The following is a 13,865-nucleotide window of genomic DNA, read 5'->3' as shown; positions in this document are numbered from 1 at the left end:
CCCCAGCCAAAGATAATTTCTGTGAGATTGGGGTTCCCGTCACAGTATTTGAGGGCGATGTCTGCCTGGAAAGCCCGGCGGCGGGCTCCTGTCATTTTCGAGGAGGCAAATTTCAGATCTTCAAGTTGATTCCAGGTTAATTGGTCACGCATGCTCAGAGTTAGATTCAATGCATCACTATTACATTCTGTGGTCAGAAGTATGTGAGGTCTTTCCTAGAAATCGCCTTAGTTCAGAGCGAGAATGCGATGAATTTTACACCTGCTTAGCCACTGGCTTTATGTCTGGAGTCGGTAACCCTTCAATTAGGACGAAATCTATAGGATACAACTCTGCCTTTGCTATAAGTCAACAGCCTTAGATCTCGCATAGTTGTGTGATTGCAGCCAGTAATTGGCTAGGACTGTTAATCAAAATATCAGGGTTAGATGCTGATAAAACCTCTCGGTTGTTAAACCCCCAATCTACTGCGATGTTTGGTAGCCCTACAGATTTTGCTGCTCGTATATCACTCGTCTCATCTCCGACATACACCAATGATGGTGAGATAGGTTTATTTCGCTTAGATAATTTTTTTAGCACCTGAGCTTTACCAGATAAAACTTGTCCTCCGTAAATGAATTCAAATAAGTGTCGCATTTCGTGCAAATCAAGGAATAACTCAACATTTTGGCGAGAATTAGATGTGATTATGCCAAGTTGATAATGCTCCTGATAAATGCTGTACAGTGCTTGTTCCATGCCACTTACTAACTGAGCATCAACCATAAGACCACTCAATTCTTTCCGAAATCGGCGAATAAAAAAAGGAAATTTCCATTTAGGCATCCCAAGCTGACTAATCATTTCCCGTAAACTTAATTCCCTGAAAGAAGGTATTTGAGACAGAGAAAAGGGGGAATAACTAAAATCTTTTGCAAGGCGATTAGCCGCTTCTATAAAGATGTTTAAAGAGTCTACAACTGTACCATCAAAATCGAACATAATTAGTGCTGTCATTTTGACCTATTCGAGCCCTCATAGTTATTTGTCTGGGCAATGCCACAATAGGTAATGCTTTTTGTGCAACATCGTAGTGTTAAAGAATCAACCATGATAAACCTACTCGTAAGGAGTAGAAATCATACAATGCCAAATTAATGGAGATAAACAACCTATGATCAACTCATCATAGTTGTATGAACACGGACACCGTTTAACTATCAAGCAATTAACCTGGCATAATTTTATGTGGTTGGTACAGCATGATATAGCCAAATCTTGTTGCATTTGGTCAAATCTTGTGATCTCGATACTTCTTGGGAGTAACTCCAACTCGCTTTTTAAATGCACTCGTGAAACGGCTTTGGTCATGAAACCCGACTCGCTGAGCAATTTCAGCCAAAGGTACTTTTTCTTGACTCAATAACTGCTTCGCTTTCTCAATTCGACATCTGAGTAAATATTGATGAGGAGTTGTACCAGTAGACTGCTTAAACACCTTGACAAAGTGACAGGAACTCAAATCTACTAGTGCGGCTAGCTCCGCCAAGCTGGGGTTGCGCTCTAGATGAGCATGAATGTAGTCGATAACTTGATTCAATTTAACAGAAGCTAGTTTGTATTCAGCTAAGCAAATTAACTTCTGGTGAGTACTGTAGTACCGCAGCAGATGTGCAATAAGCATCGTCAGAGCAGATTCAATATAGAAGACGTTACAAATATCTTGCTCTACTTGCTCCTTTAGTGTCAGACCCAGATTGTAAATTAGGGCATCGTCTACAGCAAACTGTGGAATAAGTTCGTAGCGCTTGAAGGCCAGAGAAGGATCTACGTAATGAGCAATTCTTTCTGGTGTAAGGTACAAATCAATAAATTCAGCTCTCTCATTCCAACCGACGATCTGGGACTGTTCAGCAGGATAGATACCGAATGTGCCGCGAGTGCAGAACGCTTGCTGAAAGCCTTTTTCTGCTGTGATCTGATAAGTCTGAACCGACTGCCCAACACATAATGTGATGATATGCTGTTGGCAGTAGAAGCTTGGTGTTTCCCAGGCTGGTTGACAATAATAGTCAACTGGAACTAAAGCATCAGGACAGAAAACATTCGAAAAGCTGGGCGCAGCAGCAACCATTGCTTTCATTGTCTCTGGTTTAGTTACGTCAACTTGGTGGCAAGTTCCTTCTAACATAGTTAATCCACAAACCACAATCCAAAAGATGAAATTATCTTACTTGACACAAAGTTACTAATAACTGAAGCGTTGTAAGTTTTATCGCCTCAGCCAGAAGGCGAGCTATGACTATCTTGAGCCGCTGTTCAAAGCGGTCATTGATTGGAAGCTGATTGAAACCCATTGGCAAGATCTGATGCGGATGGTGCTCTCGATCAAGGCTGGGAAGCTGATGCCATCGACTCTTTTACGGAAGTTGAACAGCTACAGCAAGAAGAATCAGCTTCATCAGGCCCTACGGGAGTTGGGACGAGTGGGACGAACCATTTTTCTACTTCGGTTTATTTCTGAGCCAACTATTCGACGGCAGATCACGGCTTGCACCAATATTGTGGAAACCTATCACAATTTCATTGATTGGCTACATTTTGGTAAGCATGGGGTGATCGCTGAAAATGATCCTGATGAGCAAGAGAAACGACTCAAGTATTTAGACTTACAGGCTTAGGAAGACTCGGCCTGACCGTTATCATAGGCATCCCGTGCCGCTTCGACTTGGTTAAAGTTCTCCAAAGACCATTTGCATAAGGTGCGTAAAACGTCGTTTAAGGTACGACCCAGAGGCGTAATGGAGTACTCCACCTTCGGTGGCACCACTGGATACACTTCGCGATGAACCAAGCCGTTCCGTTCTAAATCTCGTAAGGTTCGGGTTAACATCCGTTGGGAAATATCACCAATGCCCCGCTGAAGTTCACCGTAGCGTTTGGTGCCGCTTGATAACACATACAGTGTCGCAACAACCCATTTATCGGCAATCAGATCGAGGGCCTGTCTTAGATAGGGTTGGGAATCAAGAATATTCGTTTTGGATTTCATTGCATGTTATACCTACATAAATGTGTGTATAGCACTTTTATGTCCCTACTTGTAATTCTGAATCTACCAACCCATGATGAGTAAACGTTGGCCCTCCTTGTATCTCAATCTTTAAGTTGAGGAGACTGAAATGATTACCCCCTTTACGTCTGAGAATTCTGCATTACTCTTGATTGATCATCAGGTGGGGACGATGAAGCTAATTCACAACCTGCCCTTAGCGGTTGTGCAGCGTAATACCTTAGCCCTGGCTAAAACCGCTAAAATTCTCAACTTGCCAGTGGTGTTGACCAGTAGTCAGGAAACCGATGTCCAAGGGCCGTTGATGCCGGAACTGGCAGATATCTTGCCTGACGCCTATCAACACCGGATTCAGCGGGCCGGGATTGTCAATACCTGGACAGATAAGAATTTCAAGGTCGCCGTTGAAGCCACGGGGCGTAATCATCTGATTATGGCGGGGGTGACGACAGATGTCTGTTTGGTCTTCCCGGCCATTAGTGCAGTGGAGGAAGGGTATCAAGTACAAGCGGTGATGGATGCTTCGGGCTCTCCCTATGAAGTATCGGAAGAGATGTCGCGGCAGCGCATGGAGAAGGCAGGGGTTGTCCTGACTGCCACCAATACAATGATGGCTGAATTGGCCCAGGACTGGAGCCGCATGGAAGGGGGACAGCTTCTGCAAGTCTTATTCGAAGATGTTTTACCCAGTATTGCTTAGGGGATAGGTGGGCAAAGGCTGTCTTAGAAATGGCGACAGGTCTATCGCATCAATATGGTTAATCCTGTATCAGCCTCCTGGCTTACGAATTCTGGGAGAACCCTCGATTTTTTCTATGAACTCAGTTCCATATCTAGAGGAGGATGGAATGACTGCGGCAAATTCTTCACGTCACTGGTTCTTTCGGATTTTGTGGAGTGACCTGAAAGTCACTGCCTGTAACCATTCATTGAGCCTGCAATCAGGAGATTCTGTAGCCAGTTGTCATGGTATTGAAAACCGTTGAGATCTTTAAATGGAGAACACCGCTCTGGATCTTTTGACACTGTTCTCTGGCCATAAGGGTGGAAATTCCAGATCAATGCCATAGACCTCAAGTACAATCGAGCCACATCCTTAGAACCGTGAAAGTATTGCATCGTCCGTAATAGACGGTCTTGATAATTCATCAATCTATCCACCATATTGCTGGTTCGAGCAGCGTCAGGATAATTGAAAGCAACCTGAAACTGCTTTGATTTTGCCCTCATACCCTCTAGCCGCTGGTGGATACTTTGCTGTTTGGTATGGTGTTTGGCCCATTCCCGTAATCGGCGTAAGCGTTGGGCGAAGTGGCGTTTACTCGGACTTTTGTAAGTGTGCCAAAGTCTTCCTGTGAGCTTCTTCCATAGCGTTTTCTTCTTTCTACAGCGTTTTTGAATATCCAAAACCGAGTGCAGGAAGCACAGGATGATCGCGACTCCCGAAAAGAGGATCCGCCAAGCACAATGGGATTGCTCCCAGCCATCCAAGGTGACTGTTTCAGTCTGATAGCCTGGATTAAGATTGAGGGCTTCATCTCTAAAAGTGCCGTATCCTTTCACCAAATCAGGGGTTTCCGCACTCTCGACAATATCCACTCCTAGAAAGCAGCCAGCGCCCACTGTCGTCGGAATGAAGACGCGATCACCTAACAGCCAGCTATGCTTTTCATCCGCAGTGAGGTTGACTGGAATTGCTTCTGGATCTTTGACAGTGGTCCCGACAATGGAGAGACGGCCAAGCCCTTGGTGGAGGCGATACCAGAAGTTCGGATCGTGTCCGAAGACATAGGCCAGTGCTTCAAAGGGGACGCCAAAGTGTCTGAGGTACATGGCTTTTTCAACCTCATCCGTCATGCCCACCATGTAGGGCAGCACAAAAGCGGGACGGATTTGATACACCGCTTGATTGGCAATCAATTTGATTCGACGAGTGGTGATGTCAAGCTTCTTGGAATGGATAGAATCATGAAGCCAGTAGCCTTCAGAAATCCCAGAGGGAAAGAGTTCAGGGTGCTTTGCAATGAGTTCGTCTAGTTTTTCCCGGAAAGTACTTCCCTTGGTGATCAGTTTCCGGTATTCCACTTCAGACTGAAAGGGAAGACAAATGGTTTTGTGTCCGGGACTGGTGATTTCCATGATGACCAAGGTTGAGGGCATCATGGACTCTATATCCTACAGAACGCAGTTGTGAAAAAGGGTTGAGCACTTCACTCCACAAAATCCGAAAGAACGAGTCACGTTTGAGTTCTCTGATGGCAACATTTACGTTCTCGATTATGAGGATTACCACTGATGCGGATGCATAACCCCCCTCATCCAGGAGAGGTGATTCAAGAAATCTACCTTGACCCCTTTGAAATGAGCGCCCGAAAAGTAGCAACTCATTTGGGTGTGCATCACTCAACGTTTGCTCGGGTTGTCTGCGGCGAGAGTGCCGTTACCCCTGATATGGCGATTCGCCTCTCAAGAGTATTAGGGGGTTCTCCAAAGAGTTGGCTAGATATGCAGGCTAATTATGATCTGTGGATGGCTGAGCAGGACGATCCTCACATGGAGTTAGTTGCTCTGGAGTTTGCCCGAACACCGATACCGTGATGCGTGTGCTGAGATTGCTGATCAGCATTTTGCCGCTGAGGAAGAGGCGTGATCTCAGAAACTCAATTTTTGGAGCCAGAGTGCTCCATTGATGCCGTGGGATTTTCGAAGGTCAAGGTAACTAATTTGGACAGAGCACCAGCATGATCTTAGATCGGATAAGCCAAATACAGTGAAGCACTATAGTGCTTTTCTGCTATTGCACTATAGTGTAATAGTTTATGGATTCAATGCATTGAGCTGATACCTCTATTGCACTATAGTGCTTTTTCACTACTGAACTATTCAGATAAACCAGAATAGTTAATCTCAGAATCAACAAAAAGGACTATTGCACTAAAGTACTTTAGTGCAATAAATTAAATGCCTGAAAGCGTTATAGGGAGTCCTTCTTAGCCAAAACAGCTTCTAACTTGCATCACTGAATCAATGGCACTATTCTTAATTAGCTGCAATATGGTATTGCACTTTTTTACTTTTGCACTATACTGCATTAGTTCACTATTGCTATTGAACTAAACAACTATCTTGCAACAGTACTATTCACCAAAAGCACAAAGATGACCTACAAAGCACCAACTCTTGTCCCACTTGCTTTGGCAGGAGGTCAAGGCAAAACGACAGTGGCACTTATGACTGGGAGAATTTTGGCAAGCTATGGTATTCCCGTTCTTTTTGTAGATGCCGATCCTCAAGCTAGTCTTACTGATTTCCTAGGAGTTGACCCGGAAGATCGTCCAACTCTTCTAGAAGTTCTGACGAGATCACCTGAGAAACTTCCATTGTTCAAAGCCATTCATGAAGTCCCAGATAACGAGAATCTTTTTCTCATTCCATCTACTGACGAACTAGAAAATGCGAACCACTCCCTAGCAGCCTCACCAGCAAGCATCAGCGTACTAAGAAATCGTATTCAACAAGCTGGTGAGACGGTTAAGGACAAAGACAAAATCACAGCTAATTTTGGAGTCATCATCATTGATCCACCTCCCGAACGCTCACACCTTACTCTCACGTCTCTTGGAAGTGGAGATCGCTGGGTTATCTGTGCCGAGGCAAATATTAAAGGCGTTAAATCCCTTAAGAGAACAAAGGGTCTAATTGAAACATGTCAGTCAATGGTTCCATTAGGTGAATTTATTGGAACAATTCCTTTTCGGGCAAAGTGGACAGGTTTAAATCCTACTAGGGTAACGAGGACCAACATTGAAGTCATGGAAGCACTCGTAGGAAAGGAATTAATGCTTCCACATATTCTAGAGAGCGACATTTATAAACGGGCTATTGACGAACTAACTCTACCTGGAGAACTGGGATATGAGGCCTTGGAATTCCCTTTACGAAGTCTCATCGAAAGGTTAAGACCCTTGCTCGGACAGTACGCTAAATCAGTTCCAGTCTTAAAAACAGAGGAAGAAGAATGAGCCTATTAGATAAGATTCGCCAGGAAACAGAAACTCCATCAGTGAAGGTCGAACAACGACAAGATTCACTCATCGATAAACTAGCTGAGGACAACCCCGAGAGCCAGAAGTCACAGATCGACATCCGTGAAGACATAGAAGCAAACTTGACAGCGGAGCTAGCTTCATTTCCACCGATCGCTCAAAAGAAGGTTGGTGTCAGATTAGAAGAGGATATACTCACTCAGCTAGAAATTACTTGCAAGGAAAATAAAATTACCATTGAGACTTTTCTTGAAGCTGCTTTTATAGCCTGCCAAGAAGATCCCTCCATAATGAATGCAACCGTTGAGGATGCACAAACGAGGTTAGCCAGGAGAAAGCGTGCAGGTACAATACGCTCGATTTTGACGAAATCACAGAACTTATACAAAAAAGCACTTTAGTACTATAGTGCAATAGTGCTATTGCAGATTAGAGATATGAGCATAAAGTGGGGCCATACCAAGAGATACGTAAAAACAGACTAGATGATTTCAAAAACTATATTTCACCCCATGCCGACATAAGCACAATTTTTACCACAGGATCGTCACACCGCTTTATTCAAGGGCCTTTCAAGACTTCAAAATTCTCTAAAAGCTTACAGAGCAGTAGACATAAAAATCACTATTTATCAGATAGTAATAGCCTCTAAGATCTTTATAGGAAGTGGGATTGCTAGTTCTAACGGATGTGGAATATCGTTGATATCGACCACGTAGTCACCATAGCGCCTGAGATTACGGGTAAGGTAGGGACTCATCGTCGCCAGGTCCTCTTGCTTGATCTCATACCCCTCCTCATGTAGCTTCTGGACTGCGGTAGAAATATCCACAGCATTTTGCAGAATGACTGCACTGGACACTAACTCAAGATATTTAAGCTGTTTCTCCTGCTGCTCTGGATCGTTGTCTGTGAGAACGCCTTCTTTGCCAAAGAACAACCAGTCCAGAAATTGGTGATATCTTTCCACTTTGTTGGTGCATTCACTCACCTGTCGTCTGAGCCCTTTATCAGAGATATAGCGCAACAAGAATTGGGTTCGCACCACATGCCCAAGCGCCTCAAAAGCATGGTAGAGCCTGTTTTTCTTGCTGTTGCTGTTCAGACGTCTGAGAATGGTTGAAGGTAGGAGCTTCCCCGCCCGGATAGAGAGCACAACTCTCATGAGATCTTGCCAATGCATTTCAATCAACCGCCAGTTGGCCTTCTTATCAAACAGCGGATCAATATATTCATAAACGGCATCGGAGCTAGGTCGAAAGAATGATAACCCTTGCCAATTCCGAATTCGGGGCATTAGCTGTATCCCCAGCAAATACGATAAGGCGAACGCTGGCGCACATTGACCTTGGGTATCGGCATGGAGGGTATCAGGTTGAATGTCAGATTGGTTGTTGATCAGCCCATCTAAAATGTAGACGGCCTCCCACACCCCACAGCTGATGAAGTGGGTGAACAAGGCAATATATTGATCCGATACGTGATGATAAGCAATGCCTCCATAGCCGCCATAGCGGATATGGTATTCAGAGATCAGATTGTTGTCGTAAATTTCAAACTTGCTGCCGTCCGCAGCAGCTTGCTTACCCGTCCCCCAACATCGAGGCAGTTTAAGGCTTGCGTAGGCATTGATGATGTCCCGAATGGCAGCCTCAATTTTCTGGGTGGTGAAATGGCGTCTGTGGACATAGGACAACATATGGGCAGTCATTTTCCCCCGAGTGTGGCGAGCTGTTTCATTTGGCCCCAAGTTGGTGGCATACCCGAAGGTGGTGAACAGATAGCGCTCAATAGGATTTCTGAGCTTAGGTTCAGCCCCCGATAGCGGACCAAAATGACGGGTCCAATTCACCCAATGTTGGACGTTGGAGAGAACATCCAGCACACTTCGTTCCGGTAGTTTTTCCAGAATCTTCTTTTCTAGCTGCACCGCGCTTTTGGACCTGGGTGCAGCCGTCAGGCGTTTGAGGCTGGGCTTGTTATCTGGATTGATGGTGATTTGAGGATCGTCTTTACAGATTTGGTCCACCTCCGTGGCCAGTTGGGTCAGTTGGTCCTTGAGGTGTTTGATAAAACCGCTAGGGGTGGAGGGTATCCCCAATTCTTGGCAATATTGCTCCAGTAAAGGCTGGCACTCTTCCCAAGTCAGGAGCTGGTCTCGAAAATCTGCATATTTCTCTGAACCTGGAACACAAGCATCGCCTGTATTCAGCTCCGTGGCCAGATAGCTAAATATACAGACTTCTAATTGACGCCGAACCAGAACTTCTTTTTCCCCATCATGGGCATAGACAAGCTGTCTCCATGGGTCACTGATAAAACTCAGGTCCAGATCTGCAGGCAAATATTGGCTCCGTCGGTCTTCATGCTCCAGGAGAAAGTGAAGGGCTTCTATCAAGGATTGATCTTGGCTGGTAGATTGAATATTCAACGACCGGACCATGCGGAAGATGGGCTTACGGTAGGTGACATAGAAAGACCACAGTAGTGGCAAATGATTCTTGGTGTTGTAGGGGGAGACTTGCTTGCATTGGTCCAATAAGGCTTGGGCACCCCCATGGGCATTCAAAATTCCTTGAACTTGTTTGCCAAGGGCAGTAGGACTGGGTTTTTGGGCTGATGCATCCAGCACTTCACCGAAGATACTCAACATAGATTCAGTGGTGGCCAGATGCTGTTCTCGCAGTTCAACCAATCGAGTCTTGGCCCGGTTATGGATACCGAGCATCCGTTTGAGGAACATATCTGCCAGGTGATCGCGAGATTTGACCTGGGCACGATAGATCAAACACACCAGAAAAGTGTATCGCTTAGAAGGATTGACCTTTGCCAATTCAGCAATATCAAGCACCTGAGCTTGGGCTGCAAAATACTTAATTTTGGCAGGGGGCAGATCCACCAGGATGCGCTGAGCATAAGCAAAGGACATCAAGGATTCATACTTGGCCTGGAGTTCTTTAAGATGGGTTAGGGAGGCTTTCTTGGGAGGAGCTTTCAGAAGATTGAGCGTCATCTCAGCGTCTTCCGATTGGGGGCGAAGGATCTGATCTAGATAAGCCTTATCCGTTTTGGACAGTTGTGCACAGACCTGCTCAAACAATTGCTGATGCGTGCGCAATCGAATGGTCATGGCCAAGTCATCTAGGGTGCGAAAAGCGGGTAGTTCATACCGGCTTTTAACCAATTCTTCGATGGCAATATTCACCAGATCTGCCGGATGATCCTTAATGAGAGCAGCGTTAGCAAGTGCGGTAGTTGCCAGTTTTTGAGCTTCAATTCCATAGGGTTGAACGTTTAGATAGGTGCGAATCAACTGCTGAAATCGATTTAGGGATGTTGTAGAAGGTGTCAGGTCTATCCGTTTACCTACATTAAGGCAAGATTTCAAATGCCCAATAATGGCTGACGGGATATCTGCTGGTGCAGGGAAATAGCCTAATCGTTGAAACGATTTCAACAGGACCACAAGGCTCAAGAAATTCGACGGGTTACGGGTATTGGCTCTAGCAAATTGAATTTCCGAAGGGGTCGGAGTATATAGCTCTGTAAGGGTTTTACGAGTGGGGCGGTCCTTAAACTGAGGATAGGCAGTCCGTTCAATCGCGGTCATCAGTGCAGATTACCCTCGTTTCAGCGCCACCATTGGTTTACTTACTCTCCAAACCTAGAGTATTGCTCATACTCCACCTTAACGAAGAAATTGAGGCTGTTGTATATCTTTAGGCTATAGATAGTGACAAAGACAGTGATGCCTATTAGTTCACCTTTGTAAAAGAGATTGAAAAGCTTGTTGAGCAGCTTGTTGGGCTTGAGCAGAGGTGACTTTCTGATACCGTAAGGTGGTTTGGATATTCTGATGCCCCATCAGGGCTCTCAATTCTTCGAGCCCCATCAGTCCTACTCGCTCTGTTGCAAAGGTATGGCGCAGATCATGGAGGCGAATCCCTTCTAGCTCTGGATACCCTGAGATTAACTGCTTAAAGGACTTGTAGGCCGTACCATAACTGAGGCGAGTAATCTGTTGGGTCAATCGATGCTGGGCTGTAAACAAGGCAGGGCTTTGAGCATGGCGATGATATTTGAGGTATTTCTGGAGGCTGTCATGGGCATCAGCACTAAAGAAACACCAGCGTTGTTTGTTGCCCTTGCCTAGGACCTGAAAACGACAGTCTTTGAAATCTACGTCTGATAGGTCCAATGCTAGAAGCTCTGAAATTCGGGCCCCACTTCGGTGAAGCAAACGGACCAAGGCTTCTGTTCTCCGGTCTTTAGCCACGGCTTGATAGAGGACATGAAGCTGGTCTGGAGTTAAGTAGCGAATGGCCTGGTCGCTGTTATGTTCTCCTCTTTGGGGGTTGGGTTTACGACGAGGTAACCGGGAGATGGGATTGGCACGAATATAATGGCGCTCAACCGCAAAATTCATCAATGCTTGCAGAATAGCTTGGTGGCGGTGGTGGGTGCTGTAACGTAGACCCGTAAGGCTATTGAGATAGGTCTCCAAGATCTCGCGATCTATCAATTCCGTTGGCCATCGGCCATACTGTTGCAGCAGGGGCATTAGAGTAAATTCATAGGAACGGATCGTTGCTTCACTCAGACCCGGACGGTCAATAAATTCTGTTGCGACCGTTGCCAAAGGAGGTGACATAAGGACTTTGGATGCTTACAATAAGCTGCTATCAGCAGCTTTATAAACACATCTAATAGCTAGCGTTAAAGTTATCACTCTATGCAGGCTTTAGAAACAGAACAGGCTCCAAAGCCCGGTGAATCCATCGCTGAATATGTTCGCAGATTGCGAGATGGGTTAGGGCTGACTCAGAAGCAAGTCGCCCTGAAAGCGGATCTGCATGTCCAAAGCCTAGGCAAGTTAGAACGGGGCAAGACAACCAAGCTAAATCGCAAAACGATCAATGGCTTGGCCTATGCGTTGCAGGTGCCTGGGGAGTATTTGGAGAGCGTGTATAAGGGCAGCTCACTTGAGGTGGCTCATGCCGTTAAATTCTGCCCAAAATGCTGGGTACCCGGAACGCCGCCTGATGCGCTGTGGACGAATGTCCGAGCAAAATTCTGCTTTGAGTGTGGCGAGCGTTTACGAAATCGCTGTGATAACTGCAATGAGCTAATTACGTCGCTTAAACATCGGTTCTGCCCCTTCTGTGGACAGGCGTATAAGCTCAAAAAACCTAAATTTTGAAGTCTGAAAAGTACTGATAAATATAGCTTGCAGCGATCCTGTGGTAAAAATTGTGCTTATGTCGGCATGGGGTGATGTAGACCTAAATCTGACAGCATCATCTTTGAGCTGGTGCATTACCGGGGGTGAGTCCGGTCCTGGCGCTCGGCCCTGTGATGTCACCTGGATTCGCTCGATTCGAGACCAATGCAAATCAGCAGAAATCCCCGTGTTTATCAAGCAGCTTGGGAGCAATCCGGTGGGAGTTCCCAAGCTCCGTTCAGCGAAGGGTGGGGATGCCGAAGAATGGCCGCAGGATCTTCGGGTGCGGGAGTTCCCAGAGTTTGGATGATGGAGGTGACAGTGGATGAAGAGAGAATATATCCAAGGTTGGCGAGTCGGCATTACAGATCATCCCGGTAGGCAAGAGCTGGAGATTCAGGGACCAGGGGAGCTGCATATTGTCATTCGCAAGTTCTCTGTCGATAACTTTTTCTACGACCACTACATTTCCTTTAATGATGATGGAAGTTTCACCGAAATGCTGGACTGCATCTACGTCAACCCAGGCGGGACTAGCCTCTACCAAGAAAATAGAAACGAAGAAAATAGCGACATCAACCTTGAAATTTTCTACCTAGATAATGAGCCGTATGCCCATCTGTACATCGGTTGCGCCTATTGGGACGTGCCCGTTGCTTTTGCAGACCATCTGTTCAGCGTTCTTCACCTGGGCAACTCTCGTACCTATGAACCGAGGGCATCGACCGATTTTGTTCATGGAAAAGCGATGTGGCTCTCTACCTACGTAGAACGCAAAGAAAGAATGGTGGATCGATACCTGGTGCGAAAGATGAACGACGAACTAAGGGAGTTTGCACAACGGATGCCCGTTACTTTGGTCGAACTATCGATTGAAGATGTGATTGCAGCAGTGGCTCCACACTTGCCCTACTTGATACTGGAATGTGAACATGGTCCGACCTTGCTAGAGCGAATCGGTCTAGCGGTCGTCGTAGATATGGGACAGGGGTTCGATCCGATGCGTATTTCTTGGTCTGCATCTAAGACAGCCGAAGATGCCGAGTATGATCAAAAACAGTATCAGCAACCAGAATACAAGGCTATCCGCAAAGCCTTGGGTATTGATTACCATTGGGTCTGTCAATTATTTGAAGGGTTTCTTGGGGATAGTGATAGTGTCGTGGCTGAGGGCATGGGTAACTTCATCGCGGCGGGGAAGCCTGAGTGCTGGGTCTTTGACATGCTAGCAGCAGGTTAAGGTTGAAGGTCCTAGTCGAGGAAAGTGATTTCTGCACTCTAGCATCTGCTTATGCTTTTCTCAGTATCAATAAGTAATTCCCGGCCATCATGCCTTGATTCTTAGTTTTCACTGGATTATGATGGCTTCATCGGTATGGTTCCTGATTATCCTAAAAATCAGCGAGAAGGCTCCTCAGTAAACGCCCGTCTCCGTGAACGTTAGATCGGGACGGAAAGGGACCACTCCCACCCAAAGTTTTTATCCAAATCCACCTCATGACGGCTCCCCATCGAGCCTGATTTTTCCCGAGGGTATATTCCC

The 13,865-nt window shown here is 45.9% G+C and carries 13 protein-coding genes and 1 pseudogene; 8 read left to right on the top strand and 6 right to left on the bottom strand.

The features are described 5' to 3' along the window. Nucleotides 1-357: 357 nt before the first annotated feature. On the bottom strand, nt 358-999 hold the full coding sequence (locus tag ON05_RS30775) for an HAD-IA family hydrolase (protein ID WP_010473893.1): 642 nt from the start codon (nt 997-999) through the stop codon (nt 358-360). A 274-nt stretch (nt 1,000-1,273) separates the two neighbouring features. After that, nucleotides 1,274-2,173: a helix-turn-helix domain-containing protein gene (locus ON05_RS30770; protein ID WP_010473894.1), complete on the bottom strand. Its 900-nt coding sequence runs from the start codon at nt 2,171-2,173 to the stop codon at nt 1,274-1,276. A 67-nt stretch (nt 2,174-2,240) separates the two neighbouring features. Between ON05_RS30770 and ON05_RS30765 the strand changes: the two are divergent. Then, nucleotides 2,241-2,660 (top strand): annotated as a pseudogene (locus tag ON05_RS30765) (Tn3 family transposase); the annotation flags it as partial. Here the strand turns inward: ON05_RS30765 and ON05_RS30760 are convergent. Continuing rightward, nucleotides 2,660-3,034, bottom strand: coding sequence for a helix-turn-helix domain-containing protein (locus tag ON05_RS30760; protein WP_010473896.1), 375 nt, complete (start codon nt 3,032-3,034; stop codon nt 2,660-2,662). The pseudogene ON05_RS30765 and the gene ON05_RS30760 overlap by 1 nt on opposite strands. A 130-nt stretch (nt 3,035-3,164) precedes the next feature. On the opposite strand from ON05_RS30760, the gene ON05_RS30755 reads away from it, so the two are divergent. Continuing rightward, nucleotides 3,165-3,755, top strand: coding sequence for an isochorismatase family protein (locus ON05_RS30755; RefSeq protein ID WP_010473897.1), 591 nt, complete (start codon nt 3,165-3,167; stop codon nt 3,753-3,755). Nucleotides 3,756-3,964: 209 nt separating this feature from the next. Here the strand turns inward: ON05_RS30755 and ON05_RS30750 are convergent, their stop codons facing one another. Further along, the gene (locus ON05_RS30750) at nt 3,965-5,218 is read right to left on the bottom strand and encodes a hypothetical protein (protein ID WP_010473898.1); all 1,254 of its coding nucleotides are present in this window, start codon (nt 5,216-5,218) and stop codon (nt 3,965-3,967) included. Nucleotides 5,219-5,350: 132 nt separating this feature from the next. On the opposite strand from ON05_RS30750, the gene ON05_RS30745 reads away from it, so the two are divergent. The 3 genes from ON05_RS30745 to ON05_RS30735 all read left to right on the top strand — a co-directional run bounded on the left by ON05_RS30745 (nt 5,351) and on the right by ON05_RS30735 (nt 7,502). Further along, the gene (locus tag ON05_RS30745; RefSeq protein ID WP_010473899.1) at nt 5,351-5,653 is read left to right on the top strand and encodes a HigA family addiction module antitoxin; all 303 of its coding nucleotides are present in this window, start codon (nt 5,351-5,353) and stop codon (nt 5,651-5,653) included. Between the two features lie 560 nt (nt 5,654-6,213). Further along, the gene (locus ON05_RS30740) at nt 6,214-7,077 is read left to right on the top strand and encodes a ParA family protein (RefSeq protein ID WP_010473900.1); all 864 of its coding nucleotides are present in this window, start codon (nt 6,214-6,216) and stop codon (nt 7,075-7,077) included. Beyond that, nucleotides 7,074-7,502 carry a hypothetical protein gene (locus ON05_RS30735; protein WP_010473901.1) on the top strand — a complete coding sequence of 143 codons (429 nt, stop codon included), beginning with the start codon at nt 7,074-7,076 and terminating at the stop codon, nt 7,500-7,502. Before ON05_RS30740 ends, ON05_RS30735 begins: the two co-directional genes overlap by 4 nt. A 230-nt stretch (nt 7,503-7,732) precedes the next feature. Here ON05_RS30735 and ON05_RS30730 read toward each other — a convergent pair whose 3' ends face one another. Then, entirely contained in the window at nt 7,733-10,711 is a 2,979-nt protein-coding gene (locus tag ON05_RS30730; RefSeq protein ID WP_010473902.1) for a Tn3 family transposase, read from the bottom strand. A gap of 150 nt (nt 10,712-10,861) precedes the next feature. Continuing rightward, entirely contained in the window at nt 10,862-11,752 is an 891-nt protein-coding gene (locus ON05_RS30725; protein WP_010473904.1) for a site-specific integrase, read from the bottom strand. An 81-nt stretch (nt 11,753-11,833) separates the two neighbouring features. Here ON05_RS30725 and ON05_RS30720 point away from each other — a divergent pair, with 81 nt between their 5' ends. Genes ON05_RS30720 through ON05_RS30710 form a run of 3 tightly spaced genes read left to right on the top strand, consistent with a single transcriptional unit; the run spans nt 11,834 to nt 13,562 of the window. Then, on the top strand, nt 11,834-12,301 hold the full coding sequence (locus tag ON05_RS30720) for a double zinc ribbon domain-containing protein (RefSeq protein ID WP_262562544.1): 468 nt from the start codon (nt 11,834-11,836) through the stop codon (nt 12,299-12,301). 40 nt (nt 12,302-12,341) lie between these two features. Next, the gene (locus tag ON05_RS30715; protein ID WP_236618965.1) at nt 12,342-12,632 is read left to right on the top strand and encodes a DUF5131 family protein; all 291 of its coding nucleotides are present in this window, start codon (nt 12,342-12,344) and stop codon (nt 12,630-12,632) included. A 15-nt stretch (nt 12,633-12,647) separates the two neighbouring features. Next, a complete protein-coding gene (locus tag ON05_RS30710; protein WP_010473910.1) occupies nt 12,648-13,562 on the top strand; it encodes a hypothetical protein in 915 nt (304 codons plus the stop codon). Nucleotides 13,563-13,865 lie beyond the last annotated feature (303 nt).

This window comes from Acaryochloris sp. CCMEE 5410 (assembly GCF_000238775.2).
GTDB lineage: Bacteria > Cyanobacteriota > Cyanobacteriia > Thermosynechococcales > Thermosynechococcaceae > Acaryochloris.
This window is presented reverse-complemented; position numbering and strand designations above follow the sequence as displayed.